Origin of the sequence: Lactococcus sp. (genome assembly GCF_036648155.1) — a bacterium.
GTDB classification, from domain to species: Bacteria; Bacillota; Bacilli; order Lactobacillales; family Streptococcaceae; genus Lactococcus; species Lactococcus cremoris.
This window is the reverse complement of sequence record NZ_JAVXIY010000005.1, coordinates 184226-209314: the sequence shown is the minus strand read 5'-3', so window position 1 is coordinate 209314 and position 25089 is coordinate 184226. Positions and strand designations below refer to the sequence as shown.

General features: G+C 38.0%; 20 protein-coding genes and 1 pseudogene. 14 read left to right on the top strand and 7 right to left on the bottom strand.

What is annotated here, in order from left to right; translation table 11 throughout:
- Positions 1-1019 (top strand): annotated as a pseudogene (gene yoaB / locus RSC39_RS06820) (cation-translocating P-type ATPase); the annotation flags it as partial.
- A gap of 42 nt (positions 1020-1061) precedes the next feature.
- Here yoaB and RSC39_RS06815 read toward each other — a convergent pair.
- Positions 1062-1691, bottom strand: coding sequence for a glycoside hydrolase family 73 protein (locus RSC39_RS06815; protein WP_043735054.1), 630 nt, complete (start codon positions 1689-1691; stop codon positions 1062-1064).
- Positions 1692-1918: 227 nt separating this feature from the next.
- Here RSC39_RS06815 and RSC39_RS06810 point away from each other — a divergent pair, with 227 nt between their 5' ends.
- The 8 genes from RSC39_RS06810 (at position 1919) to RSC39_RS06775 (ending at position 12120) form a co-directional block, all read left to right on the top strand.
- Entirely contained in the window at positions 1919-2392 is a 474-nt protein-coding gene (locus RSC39_RS06810) for a glutathione peroxidase (RefSeq protein WP_011834996.1), read from the top strand.
- Between the two features lie 349 nt (positions 2393-2741).
- Positions 2742-5936, top strand: coding sequence for a carbamoyl-phosphate synthase large subunit (carB, locus tag RSC39_RS06805; protein ID WP_332536065.1), 3195 nt, complete (start codon positions 2742-2744; stop codon positions 5934-5936).
- A gap of 198 nt (positions 5937-6134) precedes the next feature.
- On the top strand, positions 6135-6716 hold the full coding sequence (locus tag RSC39_RS06800; protein WP_332536063.1) for a hypothetical protein: 582 nt from the start codon (positions 6135-6137) through the stop codon (positions 6714-6716).
- 12 nt (positions 6717-6728) lie between these two features.
- A complete protein-coding gene (locus RSC39_RS06795; RefSeq protein WP_332536061.1) occupies positions 6729-8702 on the top strand; it encodes an RTX toxin in 1974 nt (657 codons plus the stop codon).
- An 11-nt stretch (positions 8703-8713) separates the two neighbouring features.
- On the top strand, positions 8714-9754 hold the full coding sequence (locus RSC39_RS06790; protein ID WP_332536059.1) for a DUF916 domain-containing protein: 1041 nt from the start codon (positions 8714-8716) through the stop codon (positions 9752-9754).
- Complete coding sequence (locus tag RSC39_RS06785) at positions 9751-10086, top strand: hypothetical protein (protein WP_043735044.1); 336 nt, start codon at positions 9751-9753, stop codon at positions 10084-10086. Before RSC39_RS06790 ends, RSC39_RS06785 begins: the two co-directional genes overlap by 4 nt.
- Positions 10067-10879 carry a WxL domain-containing protein gene (locus RSC39_RS06780; RefSeq protein WP_096815681.1) on the top strand — a complete coding sequence of 271 codons (813 nt, stop codon included), beginning with the start codon at positions 10067-10069 and terminating at the stop codon, positions 10877-10879. Before RSC39_RS06785 ends, RSC39_RS06780 begins: the two co-directional genes overlap by 20 nt.
- 77 nt (positions 10880-10956) lie before the next feature.
- On the top strand, positions 10957-12120 hold the full coding sequence (locus RSC39_RS06775; protein WP_332536054.1) for a DUF916 and DUF3324 domain-containing protein: 1164 nt from the start codon (positions 10957-10959) through the stop codon (positions 12118-12120).
- A gap of 57 nt (positions 12121-12177) precedes the next feature.
- On the opposite strand, the gene RSC39_RS06770 is transcribed toward RSC39_RS06775, so the two are convergent.
- From RSC39_RS06770 to glpK, 3 genes are read right to left on the bottom strand one after another with little or no spacing between them, the layout of a single operon-like run.
- Positions 12178-12906, bottom strand: coding sequence for an MIP/aquaporin family protein (locus RSC39_RS06770; RefSeq protein WP_332536052.1), 729 nt, complete (start codon positions 12904-12906; stop codon positions 12178-12180).
- Positions 12907-12924: 18 nt separating this feature from the next.
- Complete coding sequence (locus tag RSC39_RS06765; protein WP_332536050.1) at positions 12925-14502, bottom strand: glycerol-3-phosphate dehydrogenase/oxidase; 1578 nt, start codon at positions 14500-14502, stop codon at positions 12925-12927.
- A 52-nt stretch (positions 14503-14554) separates the two neighbouring features.
- The gene (gene glpK / locus RSC39_RS06760) at positions 14555-16072 is read right to left on the bottom strand and encodes a glycerol kinase GlpK (protein ID WP_332536048.1); all 1518 of its coding nucleotides are present in this window, start codon (positions 16070-16072) and stop codon (positions 14555-14557) included.
- Positions 16073-16372: 300 nt separating this feature from the next.
- Between glpK and RSC39_RS06755 the strand changes: the two genes are divergently transcribed.
- Positions 16373-16906: an rRNA large subunit pseudouridine synthase E gene (locus RSC39_RS06755; RefSeq protein ID WP_011676354.1), complete on the top strand. Its 534-nt coding sequence runs from the start codon at positions 16373-16375 to the stop codon at positions 16904-16906.
- 35 nt (positions 16907-16941) lie between these two features.
- Here the strand turns inward: RSC39_RS06755 and RSC39_RS06750 are convergent, their stop codons facing one another.
- The 3 genes from RSC39_RS06750 to RSC39_RS06740 form a co-directional block, all read right to left on the bottom strand.
- Positions 16942-17727 (bottom strand): TPM domain-containing protein, encoded by a 786-nt coding sequence (locus tag RSC39_RS06750; RefSeq protein WP_332536046.1) that lies wholly within the window; start codon positions 17725-17727, stop codon positions 16942-16944.
- Positions 17724-18875, bottom strand: coding sequence for a hypothetical protein (locus RSC39_RS06745; protein ID WP_063282368.1), 1152 nt, complete (start codon positions 18873-18875; stop codon positions 17724-17726). The genes RSC39_RS06750 and RSC39_RS06745 overlap by 4 nt, the downstream gene beginning before the upstream one ends.
- 213 nt (positions 18876-19088) lie before the next feature.
- The gene (locus RSC39_RS06740) at positions 19089-20300 is read right to left on the bottom strand and encodes an SPFH domain-containing protein (protein ID WP_011676351.1); all 1212 of its coding nucleotides are present in this window, start codon (positions 20298-20300) and stop codon (positions 19089-19091) included.
- A 376-nt stretch (positions 20301-20676) separates the two neighbouring features.
- Here RSC39_RS06740 and RSC39_RS06735 point away from each other — a divergent pair, with 376 nt between their 5' ends.
- The 4 genes from RSC39_RS06735 to pyrF all read left to right on the top strand — a co-directional run bounded on the left by RSC39_RS06735 (position 20677) and on the right by pyrF (position 25088).
- Positions 20677-22041 (top strand): MFS transporter, encoded by a 1365-nt coding sequence (locus RSC39_RS06735; protein WP_332536042.1) that lies wholly within the window; start codon positions 20677-20679, stop codon positions 22039-22041.
- Positions 22042-22290: 249 nt separating this feature from the next.
- Positions 22291-23079: a dihydroorotate dehydrogenase electron transfer subunit gene (locus RSC39_RS06730; RefSeq protein WP_043735020.1), complete on the top strand. Its 789-nt coding sequence runs from the start codon at positions 22291-22293 to the stop codon at positions 23077-23079.
- Between the two features lie 230 nt (positions 23080-23309).
- Positions 23310-24245, top strand: a complete 936-nt coding sequence (locus RSC39_RS06725; RefSeq protein ID WP_332536039.1) for a dihydroorotate dehydrogenase — start codon at positions 23310-23312, stop codon at positions 24243-24245.
- Positions 24246-24374: 129 nt separating this feature from the next.
- Entirely contained in the window at positions 24375-25088 is a 714-nt protein-coding gene (gene pyrF / locus RSC39_RS06720) for an orotidine-5'-phosphate decarboxylase (RefSeq protein ID WP_332536037.1), read from the top strand.
- Position 25089: the final 1 nt, after the last annotated feature.

Sequence of the window (25089 nt, the reverse complement as noted above, 5' to 3'; positions counted from 1 at the left end):
GCATTAAAACAATTATGATTACGGGTGACCATAAAACGACGGCGCAAGCCATTGCTAAAGATATTGGTTTGATGAATGAAGGGGATATGGCTCTTACGGGTCAAGAACTGGATGCGCTGACTGAGGATGAACTTCGTGAGAATTTGCAAAAGATTTCTGTTTATGCGCGTGTTTCGCCTGAAAATAAAATCCGAATTGTCCGCGCTTGGCAAAATGAACATCAAGTGACTGCCATGACAGGTGATGGGGTCAATGATGCTCCTGCACTTAAACAAGCTAATATTGGGATTGCCATGGGTTCAGGAACGGATGTAGCAAAAGATGCGTCAAGTATGATTTTGACTGATGATAATTTCGTATCAATTGTTTCTGCTGTATCAATTGGTCGTGTGGTTTATGATAATATCAAAAAATCAATTAGTTATCTTTTCTCTGGAAACTTAGGAGCGATTATTGCGATTGTTTTTGCTTTAATTGTGGGTTGGGTTAATCCATTTACTGCTTTGCAACTATTGTTTATAAACCTAGTCAATGACTCTGTTCCAGCCATTGCCTTAGGAATGGAAAAAGCAGAACCAGATGTTATGGAAAAAGCTCCTCGCCAATTAAATGAAGGAATCTTTGCCAATGGTTTAATGAGAATTATTTTGATTCGTGGTTCATTGATTGGGATTGCGGCTATTGTCTCTCAATATGTTGGACAAAAAACTTCACCTGAAATGGGTGTGGCTATGGCCTTTACAACTTTGATTTTGGCTCGGACTTTGCAAACTTTTGCTGCACGTTCAAATTCACAAAATATTTTCAAACTTGGTTTTACAACGAATAAATATGTTTTGATGGCTGTAACTTTCTGTCTTGCTTTGTACAGTTTGACCACACTACCATTCCTTAGAGAAATCTTTTCAATTCCAGCAAGTTTTGGTTGGTCTGAATGGGCTGTAGCTGCGGGTCTTGCCGTAATCGCTGTGATTTGTATGGAAATTCTTAAATCAGTTAAAGGCGTCTTTGAAAAATAATTAAATTTTAGAAAAAATCACTGACAAATCTGTCAGTGATTTTTAAATGGTTGAACTTTTATCATATTGATTCAAATGATAAGTTTCAATCATATTGATAAGTTTATCAGCATATGTGGGGTCAGTCGCATAGCCAGAGCTCTGGACCGCCTTAGCAGCAGTTTTGTAGTCTGTTGCGCTAAGAACAGAAGCGTATTGTTTAGCGTTCCAAGTTGTGCCATAGAGGAAAAGTTGTGTATGAGCCGAAACGGAATCAGCAAAGTTAGGATAAACGCGAAAAACACCTTGGATGGTAATCCATTGACCGTTCTCGTACTCTTGAGTCTCAAGTGAGACTTTAGGAACATCGCCTGAGGCTTTCACACCAAAAAGATTGTGATATTTACTAGCGAGTTCACTTTTACCAAAGTTAGATTCAAGGCAGGCTTGAGCAATGGTAATAGAAGCCAGAACTTGACTTTCTTTTTGTGATTTTTGAGCCAAGGGGGCAATTTCTTTGATGAATTTATGTTCACGGATTTCTTCAAGTTGGGCTTCTGAGGGCTTTTCTACTTGATTATTAAAAATTCTATTATAAGCAAATATTCCTAAAATGATTAGGAAAATAAAAATGAGCTGTTTTAACAGAGATTGACGTCGATTTGGTTTTCTTCGTCGAGTTTTATATTTCATAAAAATAGTTTAACATAAAAATCAAGTTCTTGGCTTAAAAATCAATATTTGATATACTAAAACTAGTTAAGAAAAGTAGATGATGAGTTTTAGAATTCTTGTCAGTAAAATAGTTACTGACAGCAATCAATTTTTATGCTGAGCCATCTGTCAGTAAAACTAAATCTATAACTTATTTCTGATGGAATAACTTATATAAGCAAAATTTACCAGGAGGTAAACAAATAATGAATTTTTATGATTTTAGTGCCGTTAAAATGAACGGTGAAACTGTTTCAATGTCTGACTACAAAGGAAAAGTCGTAATCGTAGTCAATACAGCCAGTAAATGTGGTTTTACTCCACAATTTGAGGGACTTGAAAAATTGTATGAAACATATAAGGACCAAGGATTAGAGATTCTAGGATTTCCTTGTAATCAGTTTGCTAATCAAGATGCTGGTGAAAATACGGAAATTAATGAATTCTGTCAGTTGAATTATGGCGTTACATTCACCATGTTTCAAAAAATTAAAGTAAATGGAAAAGAAGCTCATCCCCTTTATCAATTTTTGAAAAAGGAAGCCAAAGGGGCGCTTAGTGGAACTATTAAATGGAATTTCACAAAGTTTTTAATTGACCGAGATGGACAAGTCATTGAACGATTTGCGCCCAAAACAGAGCCTGAAGAAATGGAAGAAGAAATCAAAAAATTACTTTAAAAGTCATAAATGCTCTGAGACTTGTAAAAGGTCAATTATTCTGCTAAACTAATAAACAATAAAACTTTTAATCTAGTCCAGAGAGGCTAGCAAGGTTGTGAACAGGAAATATTATCCTTAAAAGTTACTGACAAAAGAGCGGTGTAGCTTGGTCCATAAGTACCAAAGCGGACAGGGCTAGTTCTGTCAGTAAACTGTCAGGGCATATTAGGACACATCTGCTAGGTTTCTGGCAGATGTTTTTGCTTTATTTTTAACTTTTTATGATTGAAAATAAAGGGCGCAAGGAGCGAAGCGGCTTGTAAGTAATTACAACGAAGTTATGCTTTACTACAAAGGAGAAAAACAAATGCCAAAACGTAATGATATCAAAAAAATCATGATTATCGGTTCAGGTCCAATCATTATCGGTCAAGCCGCTGAATTTGATTACGCTGGAACGCAAGCCTGTCTTGCTCTTAAAGAAGAAGGCTATGAAGTAGTTTTGGTCAATTCAAATCCAGCAACAATTATGACTGACCGAGAAATTGCTGACACGGTCTATATTGAACCTATCACTTTAGAGTTTGTCAGTAAAATTTTACGTAAAGAACGTCCTGACGCACTCTTACCAACACTAGGTGGACAAACAGGACTCAACATGGCAATGGAATTATCAAAAACAGGAATTCTTGAGGAGCTTAATGTTGAACTTTTAGGAACAAAATTAAGTGCCATTGACCAAGCCGAAGACCGTGAACTTTTCAAAGAGCTCTGTGAATCAATCAATGAGCCTCTTTGTGCCAGCGATATTGCAACCACAGTTGAAGAAGCGATTAACATTGCTGACAAAATTGGCTACCCAATCATTGTTCGTCCAGCATTTACTATGGGAGGAACAGGAGGCGGAATTTGTGACACAGAAGAAGAACTCCGTGAAATTGTAGCAAATGGTTTGAAACTTTCACCTGTAACACAATGTCTGATTGAAGAATCAATCGCAGGTTACAAAGAAATCGAATATGAAGTGATGCGTGATTCTGCTGACAATGCTATCGTTGTCTGCAACATGGAAAACTTTGATCCAGTAGGTGTCCACACGGGCGATTCTATCGTTTTTGCTCCAAGTCAAACCCTGTCTGACAATGAATATCAAATGCTCCGTGATGCTTCGCTCAATATCATTCGTGCTCTTAAAATTGAAGGTGGCTGTAATGTTCAATTGGCCCTTGACCCGAACAGCTATGAATACCGCGTCATTGAAGTCAATCCACGGGTCAGCCGTTCATCAGCTTTGGCTTCAAAAGCAACTGGATATCCGATTGCCAAAATGTCAGCTAAAATTGCAATCGGAATGACTCTGGACGAAATCATCAATCCAGTAACCAACAAAACTTATGCCATGTTTGAACCAGCCCTTGACTATGTTGTGGCCAAAATCGCCCGTTTCCCATTTGATAAGTTTGAAAATGGTGACCGTCATTTAGGAACACAAATGAAGGCGACTGGTGAAGTTATGGCAATTGGACGCAATATCGAAGAAAGTCTTCTAAAAGCTGTTCGTTCACTTGAAATTGGCGTTTTCCATAATGAAATGACTGAAGCGATTGAAGCTGATGACGAAAAACTCTATGAAAAAATGGTTAAAACACAAGATGACCGACTTTTCTATGTATCAGAAGCGATTCGTCGCGGAATTCCAATCGAAGAAATTGCTGATTTGACAAAAATCGATATTTTCTTCCTTGATAAACTCCTTCATATCGTTGAAATTGAAAATCAATTAAAGGTAAATATTTTTGAGCCAGAACTTTTAAAAAGGGCCAAGAAAAATGGATTTTCTGACAGAGAAATTGCCAAGTTATGGAATGTGACGCCAGAAGAAGTCAGACGTCGTAGACAAGAAAACAAGATTATTCCTGTTTATAAAATGGTCGATACTTGTGCAGCCGAGTTTGAAAGTTCAACCCCTTATTTCTATTCAACTTATGAATGGGAAAATGAATCTAAACGCTCAGATAAAGATAAAATAATTGTTTTAGGGTCAGGTCCTATCCGTATCGGACAAGGGGTTGAGTTCGACTACGCAACGGTACATTGTGTGAAAGCTATCCAAGCCTTGGGTAAAGAAGCCATTGTCATCAATTCGAATCCCGAAACCGTTTCAACAGACTTCTCTATTTCTGATAAACTCTACTTTGAGCCATTGACTTTTGAAGATGTTATGAATGTCATTGACCTTGAAAAACCGCTAGGTGTCATTGTTCAGTTTGGTGGACAGACGGCCATCAATTTGGCTGAGCCATTATCAAAAGCAGGAGTCAAAATCTTAGGAACTCAAGTCGAAGATTTAGACCGAGCTGAAGACCGTGATTTATTTGAGAAAGCACTGCAAGATTTAGATATTCCACAGCCACCAGGGGCGACAGCAACAAATGAAGAAGAAGCGGTCGCTAATGCCAACAAAATTGGTTATCCAGTCCTTATTCGTCCATCATTTGTTTTGGGTGGTCGGGCCATGGAAATCATTAATAATGAAAAAGATTTGCGTGATTATATGAATCGTGCGGTTAAAGCTTCACCAGAACATCCAGTTTTAGTTGACAGCTATTTGCAAGGTCAAGAATGTGAAGTTGATGCCATCTGTGATGGAGAAGAAGTTCTTCTTCCAGGAATTATGGAACATATTGAGCGTGCTGGAGTCCACTCGGGTGATTCAATGGCAGTTTATCCACCACAAAATCTCTCTCAAGCTATTATTGATACAATCGTTGATTATACCAAACGCCTTGCGATTGGATTAAATTGCATAGGAATGATGAATATTCAGTTCGTTATCTATGAAGAACAAGTATATGTGATTGAAGTTAATCCTCGCGCTTCACGGACTGTTCCCTTTTTATCAAAAGTGACCAATATTCCAATGGCACAATTGGCAACCCAAATGATTTTAGGTGAAAACTTGAAAGACTTAGGTTATGAAGCAGGACTTGCCCCGACACCTGATATGGTTCATGTTAAAGCACCTGTCTTTAGTTTCACAAAATTGGCAAAAGTAGATAGCCTACTTGGTCCAGAAATGAAATCAACCGGTGAAGCAATGGGTTCAGATGTGACACTTGAAAAAGCGCTCTATAAATCATTTGAAGCAGCAAAACTTCATATGGCTGATTATGGTTCAGTTTTGTTCACAGTCGCTGATGAGGATAAAGAAGAAACCTTAGCGCTTGCTAAAGATTTTGCCGAAATTGGTTATTCATTAGTTGCTACCGCAGGAACAGCAGCCTTTCTTAAAGAAAACGGACTTTATGTGCGCGAAGTGGAAAAACTTGCTGGTGGAGAAGATGAGGAAGGAACGCTTGTTGAAGATATTCGTCAGGGACGAGTTCAAGCCGTTGTCAATACCATGGGTAATACGCGAGCTTCATTAACAACAGCCACTGATGGTTTCCGCATTCGACAAGAAGCAATCAGCCGAGGAATTCCTCTCTTTACTTCGCTAGATACAGTTGCAGCAATTCTTAAGGTGATGCAAAGTCGTAGTTTTACAACAAAAAATATATAAAAAAATAAACAGTCCCAAATGGGGCTTTTTTTATTTTTGAATAAAAGTTAATAAGTATTTGAAAGGGGTGTATTATTATTCGTACAAAGGAGGCGTAAGAAAGCGTTTTATTAGACTTAAGTTTGGAAATAGGTTATAAATGATATATAGGCTACAGAGTAATTTATAAACGACGATATATTGAAAGAGGATAGGTGAATGACTGACATAAATAAAGCAAAAATATTCATATTTAGTTTAATTTTTATTAGTATCCCCCTTCTAATTTTTGTTGAAAGCCCTGTGTCATCAGATACAGCAATTGACAGCCAAAATTCTACAGCAAATGGCTATATAAATGTTATCGCTCCAACAACAAATATTTGGAGTTTGACTGCTCCAAACTTTAATTTTGGGACCCAAACATCAAGTGCATCAGTAATTAATAGCAATGCAACAGGAGATGCACCAATTAGAATTGTTAATTTGTCTGGAAGCTCAACAAGTTTTTCTCTTCAACAATCCATTTCTGACTTTAAATTAGTTTCTAGCTCTATCATTTTGCCAACCACAGCTTTCTATATTTCGGTAGCAAACAGTGCTGATGGAAAACTTATCGGAAGCTCTAATATTAATATTTTTAAACAAAATGGTGTTGTTCTAAGAAGTGGGACAGGAGCTAATGGAGCATTAACTAGTGGTGCTGTGACGGCGCAACTTACAGTAGATGGAACAAATAAAGTAATTGTCACAGGTTCATACCAAGCAACGATTACCTCGACACTCGTGACAGGTCCATAGAAGGGGGAAACAGTGAAATTAAAAAAAGAAATTATTTTTCTAATAAGTTTAGGATTTCTACTTATTCTATTTGGTTTGACTCCCAAAACTAAGGCTGCTGTTCTTACAGGAACAATTGATAGCACAGTTGCAGTAACTGGAGTAACTGGAGCAACTTACTATAATACGAATAGCTGGCAAGATATGATTGATACCTATAAGTCAGTCACTCCCAATGCGGCATCAAAAGCTACAGTATTCTTCAATGTGACAGCAAATGTTCCGGGAAATAGTGTTTTGAACTCTGGGAATGCCGTTTCTAGTGGTAAATCTTTATCAATCAACGGAAATAATTATACTCTTTATCTTGATAATGATACTACTTATACGACAGCTCAAAGTATCGGTGGGAGTGATGGGACAGCGAGAGCGTTCGGGTCTAACGGAACAGTTTCAGCGGATACTACACTGACAGTTAAGAATGCGACAATTGTCAACAATATTACGAGTGGGATTTTTCAAATGAAAGGGAACAATGCCAAGGCGACCGCTGTTTATGAAAATGTGACTGTAAGCAATGGGGACGGAATATATGGGGCACAACCAATTAGAAATGATAATGGAAAAGTTATTTTTCGAGGGACAAACACCTTCAATATTCTACAAAACCATAATATGAATGACATCAGTTCAGCTGGTGCAGATAATCAAGGGGAGTGGATTCAAGGGGCAGCCTATACGGAAGTAGAAACTGGAACAACTACCTTGAATCAGAGTTGGGGCAACGACCAACCTTTCTATGTCTATTACTCAAATAGTGGGTCGACATTGCAAGTTGATGCTGGAGCAGCAATGGTTTGGAATTTAAATAAAACATATACGATGTATTATGATGATGGAGCTCTTTTAGTAGTTGGAGCCTTGAACTGGAATATCAATGGGAGCTTTGTCATTAACGGAACGGTTAATACTTCATCTACCTATGCTGGAGGTTGGTTTATGGCCTTAAATACACTGAATAGTTGGAACTTAAATGTTGGGCAAAATGCAACTTTTAAGGTGACAACAGGTGGAGTCATTAGTTTGGATGCATTTTTGACTGGGGCAGTAAAATGGAATTTTGCGCAGGGTTCAAGTGTTCTATTTAATAACTTAAATCCAAACCAAAATGTGGTTTCACTTGCTCCAGGATTAGGAAGTGGAATAACAATGACAGATCCTAAAGTTGTAAGTTTTAATACGGCAGGCGGTTCCGTTTTTTCTACAACCGTCTTAACTTTTCCCGTTACTATATCAGGAAGTGGATTGCGAACCCATTCATCATCAACAGGTTATACTTTTGATTCAACTTATGATTTGATAACACCCAATAAAGGAACAATTACTCCTACGAGTTCAGATATTTGGTATCGGATGAATACAGGAACTCTAACAACTTTTAACCCTACTTTACAGGTGATAAATTTAAGTCCTAATAATTATGGAAGTGATGCGCCAAACATTGCAGCGGGTAAATATATTTTATGGTATCAACCTTTAGGATTCCAATTAAATGCTGCAGTATCTAATATGAATCGGACATTTAATATTTCTTTAGATCCATCAGCAACAAAAGGAACTCCCATAGACGGTTCTTGGTCTTCACTAATAAATGGGACGAGTGCTGAAAGTCTAGTTGTTGGAGATGACCGAGCACAGAACCCTAATATACATATTCTTGTCAAAATGACACAAAATAATTTTCCGAATGGTCTACAGTATTATTGGGTTGACCCAACAACTAAAGCGCAGACACAATTAAATCTTAATTCGTCTTTGCAGATTGCAAGTATAACCAGTGATAGCACATTACCTTCTTGGATTAAAATGACAGGGGCTGGTATGTGGTACACAATGACTTTTCCTACGGATACTGGATTAAATATTAAGGCCAATAATAGCTTACTCAGTCAAACTAATTCGAATGCGGGAACTTTCCAATATACCGTTGCTAATGGACCGTCTTAAAAAGGAGGAAAATGAAAAAAATTAATAAAATACTTTTCCTATCTCTAATAAGTTTATTTTTAGTTAGTCTATTTAAAACCGTTCATGTAGAAAGTTCAACAGGTGATTTTAGTATAGAAGCGGTACTTGAAGGGCATCAAAAAGATGAAAACATTTCTTATTGGTGGTTGAAAGTAAAAAAAGGGGAGTCAATCAAACTAAATTTAATAATCAACAATGGAAATGAAGAGAATAATTTTGAAATAGCAGCAAATCAGGCGGTTAATAACAATAATTTTACGCTAGATTATAGTTTATCTGACGAGAAAGTAAAGCAATACCTAGCAGATAAAGAACCAACTTTTAACTTTTATAAAGATATCTTTTTTGAAAAAGAAGCAAAAGCAGGCCCCTTAAAACTCACTCTAGCTCCTAATGAAGTTAGAGAGATTGCGATTACTTTTAAAGTTCCGCAAGAAGGTATCAGAGGGCAGGCTATTGGAGGAATTAATGTAACCAAAATACCCAAAGAATCTGATCGTCAACAAGGAATTTTAAATGTTTATAGTAACGTTGTTGCTCTTCTTATGGAGGATACAAATTACTCCAATAAAAAAGAAAAAAATTTAGAATTTGACTTGGGAAAATCAAATGAAACTGAGCAAATAATAGAAGTAAAAAACCCTAATTCATCACTTCTAAGACAGGTAAGCCTAGAAGCAAGAATCACAGATAACAACGGAAAAATTGTTTCTGAATTTCAAAGCTCGCAGACAGCAGTTGTTCCAAATGCTTCAGTTAGTCTTAAACTCAATAATCAACACAAACTGATAAAAGGTGAAGAATACAAGTTAACGATAAAAGATTCTAAACAGAAGTTAGAACGGGTACTCCTTGTTTCCAAGTCTGGGGAAATAAACATTGTAGAAAATAAAAGTAAGCAGATAGCTTCAACAAGTAAAAAACCAATGAAAATATCAATGGTCATTCTTGCTTTTATTTGTATCTGGAGCGATAGTTTTTTATTTCAAAAAATAGAATATTTAGGTCAAACTGAGAAAGGGGAATTATGAAGATTAAATATATTCTTTGGGTCATCTGTGCCCTCTTACTTTTGAATACAGGTCCCAGTTTTGCTCAGGAAATAGGTGGAACAAGTACAATTGGTGAAGTAGGATTTTTAGAAAAAGAACCAATAGAAAAACCACCAGAAACTTCTAGTGCACCGATTACCACTAACAACTCAAAATCAATTAATCAGAAATTACCCATTGTAGGGAGTACCCAAGGTGATACTTTGACATTGCTGGCACTCTTATTGATAATCGGCGCGGGAGCATTAACGATAAAACATATCGGAATTATAAGGATAAAGGAGAACTATAATGAAAAAAACAATAATTAGTCTTAGCGGCATCGCCGTCATTAGCACAGTCTTACTAGCAACCAATCTTTTGGAAGTTAGTGCGGCGACAGTAGGAAATACATCAAGTGGGGCTAATGTAGCCTTTCAACCGAAGAAAACTCCTACCAATCCAGTATCGCCAGGAGATGGTAAAACGCCAATTACGCCTACTACGCCAGGAGTGCCTAACACTTCAACTCCAGTTGCTTCAGATGATGGGTTGACTTTGGATTATGTTCCAACGCTTAACTTTGGGACACACTATGTAGATGCTTCAAGCCCCCATACTTGGTCGGCTTGGGCTGCAAATGATGGAAGTGGAAAAGCAATTCCACAATTCATGCAAGTAACGGACAACCGTGGGACTGCAACTGGACCAACAGGTTGGTCAGTTTCCCTAACACAAACTGCTCAATTTAAAGGGACTAAAGCTGGTGATTTAACCAATGCTGTCTTAACCTTTAACACTGATAAAACTAATAATGTTGTCAGCACCTCAACAAGTAAAGCAAGTTCTACCGTAAATACGGCAACTAATCCACTCACACCTGGAACAGCGGTCAATATTTTCCAAGCAGATGCAGGAACGGGAACAGGAACAAACCTGCTTAGTTTTGGTGCGGCGGATGGTTCTAGTTTGGTGACAGATCCTGAAAGCTTAGATGCTTCAACGAATACTACAGGTAAAGTGGACCCTAATATTACGCTCAGTGTGCCAGCTGGTTCTGCTAAAGTAGATACTTATACTACAACTTTAAACTGGAATCTTTATAGTGCACCAGGAAATGCCTAATAAAGTATTCTCGTAAGGGAGTCTCTCGCAAGAGAGGCTCAAATTTTATTAAAATTTGGGGTTATGGGGGATTATATATGAAAAAGTTACAATTATTTTTATCATCAATTTTTATCATTCTATGTTTTGGAGGTGCACAAGTTGCTTTTGGTCAAACCGATGATTATACGGTCAAACCAATTATTCCGGAAAACCAAACAAGTAAAGATTTGGGATATTTTGATATTACTTTAGGCGCGGGCAAAGAACAGACTTTGCAAGTGGAATTATCCAATAATACCGAGCAAGAAATGAAGATAGCTCTTGCACTTGCTAGTGCTGCCACAAATATTAATGGTCTTGTTGTTTACGAGCCCGCAGAAATAGAGGCTGACCGCTCACTTAAATATAATCTTAAGGATTATGTCACAAGTCCACAGATAGTAACTTTAGCACCGCTGACAAGACAGAAGATAGATATTAAAGTAAAGATGCCAAATGAGAGTTTTGATGGCCAAATAGCTGGGGGAATAACCTTTTCTAAAGAAGGTCAAAATGATAAGAAAGCGAACTCAGAAGGAATTACCGTTAAGAACACTTATTCTTATACTATTGCTCTTCTAATGAAACAAAATGAGAATGAAGTTTCGCCAGATTTAAAATTAACCAAGATCAGTCCTGGTCAAATAAATGGGCGAAATGTGATTAATGTCAACCTTCAAAATCCAACGATGGCTTATATCAATACGATGAATGTAAAAGCAACAATAAAAGGCATTACCGATTCAGATATCGCTTATTCTTATTCAAACCCAATGATGCAAATGGCACCAAATACAAATTTTGATTTACCGATGCCAACTAGTAATCAAAGTGCGGCGACAAGGGTCTCAGAGCCTTTGAAAGCTGGTAAATATCGACTTCAACTTATTGTTAATGCAAGAACAGATTCACAAGGAAAATATGAAGCGATGGTTGATAATAAGAATGAACGTTATAAATATCAGTGGACCTTTGACCAAGAATTTACCATTTCTGATAATCAAGCTCAAAAATTGAATAGTAGTGACCCAACGGTTAAAAAAGAAAAAGATTGGACTTGGCTGTTCTTCACCTTAGGTCTAATGTTAATTATCCTGTTTTTCATTCTCATTATTTGGAAGCGAAGAAAAAAATCAGAAAAAGAGGAAGAAGAAAAACAAGTGCTGAGAGAAAAAATAGAAGCTCAAGAAAAAATAATTGATGATTTGAATAAAAAATAATCCCTAATTTTTCCAAAACAAAAAACCTTCCAGATATAAAATGTAAGGTTTTTTATATTATTTGATTAGTGGGCTAATACTGTTAAAGATTAAACAACCTAAGGCACCACCTACCAGAGGTCCTAAGACTGGAACCCATGAGTAGCCCCAGTCAGATGTTCCCTTATTTTTAATTGGAAGGAGCGCGTGCATGATGCGAGGACCAAGGTCACGAGCTGGATTGAGCGAATAACCAGTTGTTGCTCCAAGAGAAAAGCCAATTGCGGTAATTAATCCACCAACTAAGGCAGGTGATAAACCATCTGCCAAGTGATTTCGCCCAAAGGAAAGAATTCCAATCAGTAAAACCATGGTTCCAATCACTTCACCAAAGAAATTGGAAGGGAAATGGCGGATGGCTGGACCTGTTGAATGGCAGCCCAGAATTACAGCAGCATCTTTTGTTTCTGCCCAGTGAGGATAGTAGAAGAGCCAAAGAATAAAGCTAGCAAGCATTGCTCCGAGAAATTGACCAGCAATATAGGGAAGAACAAGAGGCCAGCTAATATTACCAATTAAAGCCATACCAATAGTGACAGCAGGATTCAAATGAGCTGCAGACATAAAGCTAGAGCTATATACACCTAACATGACAGCTAGTCCCCAACCAAAAGCAATGGCAATCCAACCGGCACCTTCTGCCTTCGTTTTTTTCAAAGATACAGCACAGACAACCCCGTTACCAAGTAGAATCAGGATAAATGTCCCGATAAATTCTCCAAGGAATTGAACAAAAGTAGAGTTCATATAGATATTCTCCTAAAATTATTTTAAAATATAACCATCTGCTAAAGCAAGGAAGCTCTCAACTTGTTCTTTTTCCCATGCTTCATCTTTACCCATTTCTTTCGCCATCAGTTGGGCGACTTTGGGAGCCATTTCTTTGGCAATTCTTGCATCAAGGAAAAGTGCACGAATCCGACGAGCGAGAACATCATCTAGAGTTTGAGCCATTTCTTCACGGACAGCCCAGATGACTTCAGAACCTGTAAATTCGTATTTTGGGTGAAGAGGTAAGGCTAAAGAAGAGTCTTCATTTTGGAGAGCTAAAATCTTTCCTTTATCAGAACCGTAAACATAGAGCCAGTTTTGACGTTCTCTTTCAGTTGTTTCTTTGGCCCCATGTATTTTCAATGTTCTGGTGATACATTTTTTTTCAGGAAGTTTAGAGGTTTTAATTGCTAAGTCAACAGTTTCTTCGGCCATTTGGCGATAAGTTGTCCATTTTCCCCCAGTAATTGTGACCAATCCTGATTCAGAGGTGAAGAGTTTATGACTTCTTGAAATTTCTTTTGTTTTTTCGCCATCGCCTTCTTTGGGAGCGGCAAGTGGACGTAAACCAGCATAAGCAGTTAAAACATCTTTACGTTCAGGTTTCTTTTCTAAATATTGACCAGCAGTTTCTAAGATGAAATCAATTTCTTCTTCAAGTGGTCGAGGTTCTAAAACGAATTCTGTAAGAGGTGTATCTGTTGTTCCTAAGATTACTTTATTATGCCAAGGAACACAGAACAAGACACGGCCGTCAGAAGTTTTTGGAACCATAATGGCATCTTGACCACCGAGAAATGAGCCGTCAACAATGAGGTGGACGCCTTGTGAAGGACGAACGGAGGGCTTGTGTTCTTTGGTATCCATTGACATAATTTGGTCAACAAAGATTCCTGTAGCGTTGATGATGGCTTTTCCGTGAAGTTCAAATGATTGACCAGAAAGTTCATCATGAAGTTTAACAGAAGAAACTTTTGAGTCTGTTTTGACAAGTTCGGTCACTTTGACATAATTAACGAGGGTCGCCCCTTGTTCAGTGGCAGTTTGCATAAGGTTGATAGCCATTCTGGCATCATCGAATTGTCCGTCATAATACATGACTCCTCCGACGAGATGTTCATGTTTGATTTGAGGGATTGCTTCAGCAACTTTTTTCTTAGAATAAATTTTTGATTTTCCAATATTCAATTTACCTGCCAAAGCATCATACATTTTCATGCCGATGCTATAAAAGGGTTGCTCCCAAGCTTTGTAATTAGCAATGATAAATTTTTGATTTTTTACAAGATGGGGAGCGTTGCGAGCAAGGCGACCTCTTTCATGTAATGCTTCACGAACAAGGCTGACATCTCCTTGAGCAAGGTAGCGAACGCCACCGTGAACAAGTTTTGTCGAGCGGCTTGAAGTTGATTTTGCAAAATCGCTTTGTTCAACTAGAACTGTTTTATAACCGCGTGATGCGGCGTCAACCGCAACGCCAAGTCCGGTTGCTCCACCACCGATAATAATGAAGTCCCAATCATCGGGATTTGCTTTTAAATATTCAATATTTTTTTGACGAGAGATAGGCATCTTGTTACTCCAATTCTAATAAGCGATACATTTATGATACTTTTAATATGATTTATTCAAAAGATCTTGTTGCCTCTACGGCTTTCTTCCAGCCAGAATAGAGTTTATTGCGGCGTTCTTCATCCATTTGCACGTCAAAACGCTTGCCTGTTTTGGCGGATGCTTTGAGTTCATCAAAGTCTTTCCAATAGCCTACGGCAAGTCCAGCTAGAAATGCAGCACCAAGGGCGGTCGTTTCTAAATCTCCTGTTTTTTGGACGGAAGTGTTTAAAATATCGGCTTGAAATTGCATGAGGTAGTCGTTGTTCGTTGCACCACCATCAACTTTGAGAACGGGAATTTCGATTCCTGTATCTTCGCCCATTGCTTCCAAGATGTCGCGAACTTGATAGGCAATGCCTTGTAAAGTGGCTTTGATGAGGTCTTTATCTGTTGTTCCTCTAGTTAGGCCAAAGATTGCACCACGGGCGTCTTGGTCCCAATAGGGAGCGCCAAGACCGACGAAGGCAGGGACCATGTAGATTTCGTCTTCATTTTTTGATTCAAGTGCTGCGGATTCAGACTCACTGGCTTTATTGATAATTTTTAAACCGTCACGAAGCCATTGAATAGATGAGCCAGCGACAAAGACGGAGCCTTCAAGGGCATAATTGATTTCACCATTAATGCCGTAAGCAATGGTGGTCAGCAGATTGTTGTGTGAAAGTTGAGGTTTATCGCCTGTATTCATGACGATGAATGAGCCTGTGCCATAAGTATTTTTGACCATGCCAGGTTCAAAGGCCATTTGTCCAAAGAGAGCAGCTTGTTGGTCGCCTGCCATGCCAGCAATTGGAACTTTTGAGCCGAAGAAGTGGTAAGTTTTTGTCAGTCCATAAACTTCAGAATTAGAAACGGCTTTTGGTAGCATGACTTTTGGAATATTGAGAAGGTCAAGAATTTCTTGGTCCCATTCTAACGTATTGATATTGAAAAGCATGGTCCTGCTGGCATTGGAATAGTCAGTGACGTGAACTTTTCCGTCAGTTAATTTGTAAACGAGCCAGCTGTCAATTGTTCCAAAGAGAAGTTCGCCTTTTTCTGCACGGACTTGTGCGCCTTCAACATGATCCAAAATCCAGCGAATTTTTGTGGCTGAGAAATATGAGTCGATAATCAATCCTGTTTTTTTATGAAAAAGTTCAGCATGACCGGCATTTTTTAAATCGTCAGCAATATTGGCTGACTGACGAGATTGCCAGACAATGGCGTGATAGATTGGCAGTCCTGTTTTTTTATCCCAGACAACGGTTGTTTCGCGTTGATTCGTGATGCCGATTCCGGCGATTTGTTCTGGTTTGATTCCTGACTCGATAAATGCGCCAGCAATGACTGACTGAACAGAATTCCAAATTTCATTGGCATCATGCTCAACCCAGCCTGCTTCTGGGAAATATTGGGTGAATTCTTTTTGGCTCGTTCCGACGTGTTTTCCGTCATGGTCAAAAATAATGGCGCGTGAACTTGTGGTTCCTTGGTCAATTGCCATGATGTATTTTTCTGTGGCTTCTAATGGTAATCCCTCAGACATAAGTTTTCCTCCTAATAATTACGACTAAATATATTCTGTAAACGGTTACTATTATAGTATGATAACAGAAAGATGTCAAGCAAAAAAATCACAAAGTTATGGAGGGAGAGTATTTTGTGAGGCTGTAATTGCTTGTTATTATTGAGGATTTGTGGTTTGAATGAAAAACTTTAGCTGATTTTTTTAATAATTTCACAAACTTTTTGGATTAAAACTTCAGTTGTAAGCTATTAATTATAAATTTTGGTAAAATAATTAGAAGAATAGATTGAGAAAGATGCAAAATTTGCAAGGAAAATTATGATTATTTTATTTAATAAACCTTTTGATGTACTGACAAAATTTACCGATGGAGAGGGCCGCAAAACTTTAAAAGATTATATAGAAATACCAAATGTTTATGCGGCAGGCAGATTGGATAAAGATAGTGAAGGTCTACTTTTACTGACAGATGATGGAAAGCTCAATCATTTGCTGACAGACCCCAAATCGAAGTCTTTTAAAACTTATTTAGTTCAAGTTGAGGGGGAATTTTCGATAGAAGCGGCACAAAAATTGGAAAAAGGTGTCTTACTCAAAGATGGTAAAACGCTACCCGCTAAAGTAAAATTAATTGATGAACCTGAGTGGCTTTGGGAACGGACGCCCCCTATTCGAGAGCGAAAAGCAATTCCGACAAGCTGGGTGGAAATTTCAATTAAAGAAGGAAAAAATAGACAGATTAGAAGAATGACAGCGGCGGTAGGCTTTCCAACACTTCGTTTAATTCGCTGGTCAATTGGACAATACACGCTTGGAAATCTAAAATCTGGCGACTATAAAATCATTAAATAATAAAAAAAGGAATCACTTAAGATTCCTTTTTTAGTTTAAAAACTACGTCCGCCACCAGAGCCATCACTGAAACTATTATTGTCAGAAGAAGGACGGGGGATAATGCGGGTTGTAATGAAGGTATTAACTAGAATATCTTCTCGTTGATGAAGTTGTAGATTTCCATTTCGGCCATAATCGTAGCGCCATACGGCGTGGGCATCTTTCATTTGATAACGGCGATAGATGGTCCAAACAAAGCCACCGGCAGCAATCAAAGAAATGACAAAGGCAATCAAAATTGAGAGAGGTTGGAAACTGCGATGAAAAGTAATCGCTCCTGTTTGACTATTAACGGTATATTTTCTTGTCGTTGGAATTCCTGCTTGATAATATTTGGATACTTGGTCAAAAAATCCTGAGACAGCCTGATAGTAATTATCAGATGACAATTCGGGTTGGACAATATCTAAAGTCTTTTCAATTCGGCTAGAAGGCAGATAATACTTAAGGTTTCCTGTGGCCCAAATGTAGACTTTACGCAGGTTCATGTTAATGACAAGAACGACACCATTATTTTTAGCTCCTACTTTGTCAGCCAGATAGGTTTTTGCCATTTGACTTGCTGATGTTGAACTGTCAGTAGTCACCACAAAAACACCTGCTTTGGTTTGATTTGCTAATTGCTGGGCCTCTTGCTCAAGGAGTGTAACATTTCCTCCTAAAAGTTGAAAATTGTCCTCAATTCCCGACTGAAAAGTTGCCGCAGAAGTTTTTGGAGTGATCAGTAAAAAGAAGAAGCTTAGGAAAAATAGGGAAAAGATAATTATTTTTTTTCTCATGATAGCAGATACCCCACAATGATTCCAAGAAGAAGGACGAGCATAAAGATTCCAATCGCAACTGTCCAAAGTTTTTTCTTATCAATTGGTAAAAGTCCGGCAACTTTGCCGGTTTGACCATTCATGGCATAGTAAAAAAGTCGGTCATTTCCTGCTTCTTTGTAAGTCACTAGCCAGATTGGGAGCAGAACATAATCTTCATCTAAACTTTTAATCTGCTGATTACTTTGTAAGTTACTGACAGAAGTATAGCCAACAATTGTTGATTCCATCAGTCCATCAGCATATTGACGAAATTCCCGTTCTACATTTTCTTTCATGTCAGGAAATTCAATATCTCTTTTTTCGGTTAAAAAGCCAGAAAGATATTGATTTTTAAAAGGAATAGCAGCAGTCATGTCAAAAGGTTGAACAGCACCAACCATTTTATCTGACAGATTTTTTTTCAAAGCATTTTTGATTAAATCTTTGAAAGCTGTATCTCCACCACGTTGAATCTCATACTGGGAGTGTTCGGTGTATTCAGTATCTCCGACAATCCAAACGCGTAAGTTGGTTGCTTGTGCTGAAATTCCACCAGATAATTCAGCATCAACGGCCCAATAAGGAAAATAAACGCCTGACAGATTTTGAATTTGTTTTTTGTCAAAAAAGGCTTTGGGCACAAATTTTTTCTTGCCCACCCAGTCTAAAAACTGTTCTTCAGCCGCTTTTCTCTCAATTTGAAAAGGGAGTATTTTTTCGGGAAGGAATTTACCTGATAAACGTTCGGTCAGAACAACAGGATTATGGCAATAATAGCACCAAGTTGAAGCAGTTGTAGCGTCAGTAACGATTTCGGCACCGCAAGAAGGACATAAAAAGAGTCCAATTTCTTCATCAGCAGTTTCGTCAGTACTTTCAGAGTTACTGACAGTTTCGTCAGTAGAAAAATCATCGGTTTGATTAGTTTTATCGTGCTCCGTTGGGAATGGTGTGGGGTCATCAGTAACTTTTGCCGCCTCTTGTTTGGCTTCAAAGTCAGAAACTTCTTGTTCAGTAAAGGTTGAGCCACAATATTCACAATGGAATTTTTGATTTTTAGGTTCAAATAGTAGTGGCCCCCCACAATTTGGACATTTATGTGTAAGAACTTGGCTTTCGCTCATCGTTTCTCCTTACTTTATGATATGAATTCTGCTCAGCCAAAAAGAATTGAAATAAAACTAGCTCTTACGCTATGAAAAGTTTTATTCAGGACTTTTAGTCATTTGAATTCAGTTCAGAAAATTAGAATTTTAAAATATAAATTCTTGAAAATACGCAAAGACAAGCAGCCCTAACTTAGGACTACTTTATCTTATAAGGATATATCAATTGGTTTAAAGAGCTTTAGCGACAAAGGGTTTGCCACATTCAGGACAGAATTTAGGGACGCCATTTGCTAAATTAACAACTGCCCCACATTCGTTACAAGCCATGTTTAATTCAGGCATGACAGGAGTAGCTGACGGTTTTGCTTGCCCACAATTTGAGCAGAACTTACCAGTATTTTTTGTATTACACTCGGGGCAAGTCCAAGTATCTGCCTTATTTTCTGCTTGAGATTCCATTTGTGCTTGATTGGTTTGTGAAAAACCAGCAAGATTTTGTCCACCCATATTCATGCCCATAAAGGCATTTGCTGCACCTCCGGTGTTTGAGCCAGCTGCTTCAAGACCACGAGCGACAGCCCCTTGCACAAAACCTTCACGGATGGATGGGTCACCAAGCATTGCCCCTTGATTACGCATGTTAATCAATTTTTGACTGTCATCAGTATAAGAAATACTTGCCACGGCAACAGAAACAATTTCCATGCCACGTAATTTTTTCCAATCCTCATCAAGAACAGAAGCCATGTACTTGCTGAGCTCCATGCTTTTCGATGTTAAAAATGAAACACGTTCACCTTGAGCAGAATACTGATTGATTGACGTATTTAATGCCGTTAAAAATTCAGCCAGATACTGGTCGTTGATTTCTTGAATTTCCACATGGTCAGCATTTTTAGGAATGACATTGGCATAAAAAGCTAGTGGGTCAGTAATTTTAATTGAGTAAGTTCCGTGTGTACGTAAGAAAAGCTCCGCATTATAAAAATTATCAAAGTATTGGAGAGGTGTTGCTGTGCCAAATTTAATGCCTTTGATTTCTTGAAGATTGACATAATAAACTTCTTGTTTTTGAGGAGTTGTACCACCAAATTTGAAACGAAAGAAACTTTCTTGAATCGAATCACGTAAATCACCATTGAAAAGACTTGGTGCAGTATCATTTTTGACGGTATAATAACCCGGTTCGGCAGTATAGTCAATGATTTTACCACCATCAACAAGAATCATCATCATATTTTCATAAACGTGAACAACAGAACCGTCAGTAATCACATCTTCGGTTCCTTTGCGATTAGAACCACGTTTTGCATCTTTTCTCACCTTGATTCCCTTAGTGAAAACGGTTTGGTCTGACATTTCATTTGGCTCAATGACCTCAAGCCATTGGTCAGCCAAAGCCCCACCGAGTGAACCTGTTGCAGCTTTAATAATTCCCATGTATTCTTTTACAAACAAATTCAAGACACTCAATGTTACGAGTGACCGAATTTGTCTTCCTTTCCTTTAGTGAATAGCTAGGCTATTTGACTTAATTATATCAAATTTATTTGATGAAGCCTACCAATTATTTGAAAATTTACTAAAATCAGACTAAAGTAGGAATTTATTGATTCTCTCTTGTTTATTTAAATAAATTTTTATATCATAGGACTAAAAAGTTAAGACTTGCATTTTATGAGATTTATAGATATAATAGACAAGTTATAACTTTCGTACAGATAACATAAATTATGTTGAATTATACAGAGGCGAAATTATTATTCTAGAATAATAATTTCGCCTCTTTTTGTTTAGTTTTAGGAGATTTTATTGCATGAATAAAAACAACCATTTCCACTTATTAGGGGCAGTGATTGCTACAGGTATTTTGTCGTTTTCTGGTGTTCTGATTGAAACCGCGATGAATGTGACTTTCCCAACGCTCATTCATGAGTTTGGACTTTCTACATCAAAAATACAATGGGTAACGACGATTTATCTTCTTGTGATTGCGATTACGATTCCTCTCTCTTCTTATTTTAATGAGCGCTTTTCGGCAAGAAAGCTTTTCTTGATTGCCAACCTTTTCTTTTTAGTTGGAGTCTTAACCAACTGTTTCTCAGCGAATTTTGCCATGCTTTTGTTTGGCCGCCTTTTACAAGGGATCGGGACAGGGATTGGTTTACCTCTGATGTTCCATCTTATATTAACTAAGGCACCTCTTCATAAAAGAGGAATGATGATGGGAATTGGAACTCTAACAACCTCTATTGCGCCAGCTATTGGCCCAACTTATGGGGGAATTATTGCTCATGCACTTGATTGGCGCTATATCTACATCTTTTTACTTCCTTTAGTTATCATTTCCTTATTTCTTGGTTTAGCTGCCCTTCCAAGAGAAATTGCAAAAACACCAAAAAAATTGGCCTTTCGTCCAGTTATTGCCTTGTCAATTATGTTCTTTGCCTTCATTTCGGCTTTGAGTGCAGAACATTTGCTTACTTTCGCACTTTTGTTCGTCATCGGAATGATTGGAGCAGTCATGTTTGTTCGTTTCAATCGTAAAGAAACGTTAATTGATTTGGGAATCATGAAAAATCGTCGCTTCGTTGCCTTAATTTTTAGTCTTTTAGTTTATCAAGCTTTATTATTAGGTTTATCATTTATTTTGCCAAGTTTTCTTCAAGTATCAGCAGGATTTAGTTCATCTGTTGCCGGAATATTTATGTTTCCTGGAGCTTTGATAGGGGCTGTTTTGGCTCCGATTTCTGGTAAAATCTTAGACCAAATTGGGGCAAGAAAGCCGATTACGACAGGTTTAGTTTTAGCGGCTTTGGGACTCGTTTTGCTTTTTGTATTTTTACCGACTAAGAGTCTCGCTCTCCTTTTGATTGCGCACATTGTTTTGATGTTAGGTTTGGGAATTTCTTATAGTAATTTGATGACTTGCAGTTTGGGCACCTTGTCAACGGAGGAGCTTTCTGATGGAAATGCTTTGGTCAATACTTTACAACAATTTATCGGAGCGGTCGCAACGGCAGTAGTTGCAACAACCCTTTCACTCTTCCAAGGTCTTAATGGTTTCAAAACTGGAACAAGCCAAGGAACTTCAATTATTTTAGCTTTATTTTTCATCTTAATTATTGTCAGTTTGATTGTAAGTTTCCCAAATTTGAAAAAAATAAACGCAAATCGTTAAAAAAATCTTTGACGAATGACACTTTTTTCGTTATAATATTTTAAAACCTTTAACTAAGTCCAGAGAGGCTTGCAAGGATACGGAAAATTTATCTTGGATTACTGACAAACTAAGGATGAACTTCTTTTTTAGCGTATTTGTCTGTCAGTAAATGACCAATTTTTTAGTACACTTGTAAGTTCTCTTACAAGTGTTTTTTTATTATATAATTTAGAGCATTTTATCGGTAAATAAAAGAATGGAGAAATAATGTCCCAATTACAAGAGATGATGACAGTTGTCAGCCAACGTGAGGTCGCCTACAATATTTTTGAGATGGTGCTTAAAGGAACGTTAGTAGATGAAATGGATTTGCCCGGACAATTTCTCCATCTGGCTGTGCCTAATGGAGCCATGTTATTACGTCGACCAATTTCAATTTCGAGTTGGGATAAAAGGGCAAAAACTTGTACGATTCTTTATCGGATTGGAGATGAAACGACTGGAACCTATGAACTTTCAAAATTGGAATCTGGTGCAAAAGTGGATGTCATGGGTCCTTTGGGAAATGGTTTTCCAGTAGCGGAGGTGACTTCGACTGATAAAATTTTGATTATCGGTGGTGGAATTGGGGTTCCCCCTCTTTATGAACTGGCAAAACAACTAGAGAAAACCGGTTGTCAAATGACCATATTACTTGGTTTTGCTTCTGAGAATGTCAAAATTTTAGAAAATGAATTTTCTAATTTGAAAAATGTGACACTGAAAATTGCTACTGATGATGGCTCTTATGGTACAAAAGGACATGTGGGTATGCTAATGAATGAAATTGATTTCGAGGCGGATGCCCTTTATACTTGTGGTGCGCCAGCCATGCTTAAAGCAGTTGCCAAAAAATATGACCAACTAGAGCGCCTTTATATTTCAATGGAAAGTCGAATGGCTTGTGGGATTGGCGCCTGTTATGCCTGCGTCGAACATGATAAAGAAGATGAAAGCCATGCTCTCAAGGTCTGCGAAGATGGACCGGTCTTTTTAGGGAAACAGCTTTCATTGTAATTGAAATGTTCTATCAATAGGATATCAGCAATTAAAAGAAATGACAGAGAATCTGCCAGTTCTGTCAGTAAAATGCGACCGAATAGGGAGTATTTTAGTCGCGGATAAAAGAATTGTTAGTGCAACTGATGATTCTGTCAGTAAAATGCGATTAATATGAGCATTTTATCTGTGGATTAAAGAATTGTCAGCACAGCTGATGATTCTCACATTAAATTAGGAGAGAAATAATGACTGAAAACAATCGTCTGTCAGTAAAATTACCTGGACTTGACTTAAAAAATCCAATTATCCCAGCGTCAGGTTGTTTTGGTTTTGGCGAAGAATATGCGAAATATTATGATTTGAACAAATTGGGTTCAATCATGGTTAAGGCGACGACTCTTCATCCTCGTTTTGGAAATCCAACACCACGTGTGGCTGAAACAGCGAGTGGCATGCTTAATGCCATTGGGCTGCAAAATCCGGGATTAGAAGTCATAATGACAGAAAAACTTCCTTGGCTCAACGAAAATTTTCCAGAGTTACCAATTATTGCCAATGTAGCAGGTTCTGAAGAAGCTGATTATGTGGCTGTATGCGCTAAAATTGGTGATGCAGCAAATGTTAAAGCCATCGAATTAAATATTTCATGTCCAAATGTCAATCATGGCGGGCAAGCCTTTGGAACTGACCCAGAAGTTGCGGCGGCTCTAGTTAAAGCTTGTAAAGCGGTAAGTAAGGTGCCTTTGTATGTGAAAATTTCACCCAATGTGACTGATATTGTTCCGATTGCAAAGGCAGTAGAGGTAGCGGGTGCTGACGGTTTAACCATGATTAATACACTCATGGGCGTACGTTTTGATTTGAAAACTCGTCAGCCGATTTTAGCAAATATCACAGGAGGCTTATCAGGGCCAGCTATCAAACCAGTTGCGCTCAAACTTATTCACCAAGTGGCGCAGGTCGTTGATATTCCAATCATTGGAATGGGCGGTGTGGCCAACGCTCAAGATGTTTTAGAAATGTATATGGCTGGAGCGTCAGCTGTTGCGGTGGGGACTGCGAATTTTGCTGACCCATTTGTTTGTCCCAAAATTATTGATAAATTACCAGAGCTTATGGACCAGTACGGGATTGAAAGTTTAGAACGCTTGATTCAAGAAGTAAAAGAAGGCAGAAAATAATTCTCTACGGACCTGATGATTCTATCGATCCTCATCGGTTAAAAATTGAGTATTTTATCATTAAATAAAAGAACCGTCAGTAAATCTGGCAGTTCTGTCAATAAATATTAAGAAAAGAAAGAAGAAAAAATGCAAGAAAATAGACCTGTTATTGCCCTAGATTTCCCAGAATTCTCAGATGTGAAAGATTTCCTTGAAAAATTTGACCCGTCTGAAAAACTCTACATCAAACTTGGTATGGAACTTTTTTATACCGCCGGCCCACAAGTAGTATATTATGTGAAATCGCTCGGTCATAGCGTTTTCCTTGATTTAAAACTTCATGATATTCCAAATACAGTTGAATCATCCATGCGTGTTTTAGCCCGTTTGGGAGTTGATATGGTCAATGTTCACGCTGCTGGCGGGGTTGAGATGATGGTTGCAGCTAAACGCGGTTTAGAAGTAGGGACTCCAACTGGACGTCAAAGACCAAAACTAATTGCCGTTACGCAATTAACCTCGACTTCTGAGGAAATTATGCAAAATGACCAAAAAATTATGACCAGTCTTGAAGAATCTGTCATTAATTACGCACAAAAAACAGCCCAAGCCGGACTTGATGGTGTCGTTTGCTCCGCTCATGAAGTTGAAAAAATTAAAGCGGCAACATCAAAAGAATTCATTTGTTTAACACCGGGAATTCGTCCAGAAGGCTCAAGTAAAGGTGACCAAAAGCGTGTTATGACACCAAAAGAAGCCAGAACTATTGGTTCAGATTACATTGTTGTTGGTCGACCAATTACACAAGCAAAAGACCCTGTTTCAGCTTATCATGTGATAAAGGAAGAATGGAATCAATAAT

What these genes read in the sequence shown, in the direction of transcription:
- RSC39_RS06750 (WP_332536046.1), bottom strand. Translation starts at nt 17,727, where the DNA reads ATGAGAAAAAAAATAATTATCTTTTCCCTATTTTTCCTAAGCTTCTTC.
- RSC39_RS06815 (WP_043735054.1), bottom strand. Translation starts at nt 1,691, where the DNA reads ATGAAATATAAAACTCGACGAAGAAAACCAAATCGACGTCAATCTCTG.
- carB (WP_332536065.1), top strand. Translation starts at nt 2,742, where the DNA reads ATGCCAAAACGTAATGATATCAAAAAAATCATGATTATCGGTTCAGGT.
- RSC39_RS06745 (WP_063282368.1), bottom strand. Translation starts at nt 18,875, where the DNA reads ATGAGCGAAAGCCAAGTTCTTACACATAAATGTCCAAATTGTGGGGGG.
- RSC39_RS06785 (WP_043735044.1), top strand. Translation starts at nt 9,751, where the DNA reads ATGAAGATTAAATATATTCTTTGGGTCATCTGTGCCCTCTTACTTTTG.
- RSC39_RS06780 (WP_096815681.1), top strand. Translation starts at nt 10,067, where the DNA reads ATGAAAAAAACAATAATTAGTCTTAGCGGCATCGCCGTCATTAGCACA.
- RSC39_RS06810 (WP_011834996.1), top strand. Translation starts at nt 1,919, where the DNA reads ATGAATTTTTATGATTTTAGTGCCGTTAAAATGAACGGTGAAACTGTT.
- RSC39_RS06800 (WP_332536063.1), top strand. Translation starts at nt 6,135, where the DNA reads ATGACTGACATAAATAAAGCAAAAATATTCATATTTAGTTTAATTTTT.
- RSC39_RS06755 (WP_011676354.1), top strand. Translation starts at nt 16,373, where the DNA reads ATGATTATTTTATTTAATAAACCTTTTGATGTACTGACAAAATTTACC.
- RSC39_RS06790 (WP_332536059.1), top strand. Translation starts at nt 8,714, where the DNA reads ATGAAAAAAATTAATAAAATACTTTTCCTATCTCTAATAAGTTTATTT.
- RSC39_RS06730 (WP_043735020.1), top strand. Translation starts at nt 22,291, where the DNA reads ATGTCCCAATTACAAGAGATGATGACAGTTGTCAGCCAACGTGAGGTC.
- RSC39_RS06725 (WP_332536039.1), top strand. Translation starts at nt 23,310, where the DNA reads ATGACTGAAAACAATCGTCTGTCAGTAAAATTACCTGGACTTGACTTA.
- RSC39_RS06775 (WP_332536054.1), top strand. Translation starts at nt 10,957, where the DNA reads ATGAAAAAGTTACAATTATTTTTATCATCAATTTTTATCATTCTATGT.
- RSC39_RS06740 (WP_011676351.1), bottom strand. Translation starts at nt 20,300, where the DNA reads ATGGGAATTATTAAAGCTGCAACAGGTTCACTCGGTGGGGCTTTGGCT.
- RSC39_RS06765 (WP_332536050.1), bottom strand. Translation starts at nt 14,502, where the DNA reads ATGCCTATCTCTCGTCAAAAAAATATTGAATATTTAAAAGCAAATCCC.
- glpK (WP_332536048.1), bottom strand. Translation starts at nt 16,072, where the DNA reads ATGTCTGAGGGATTACCATTAGAAGCCACAGAAAAATACATCATGGCA.
- pyrF (WP_332536037.1), top strand. Translation starts at nt 24,375, where the DNA reads ATGCAAGAAAATAGACCTGTTATTGCCCTAGATTTCCCAGAATTCTCA.
- RSC39_RS06770 (WP_332536052.1), bottom strand. Translation starts at nt 12,906, where the DNA reads ATGAACTCTACTTTTGTTCAATTCCTTGGAGAATTTATCGGGACATTT.
- RSC39_RS06735 (WP_332536042.1), top strand. Translation starts at nt 20,677, where the DNA reads ATGAATAAAAACAACCATTTCCACTTATTAGGGGCAGTGATTGCTACA.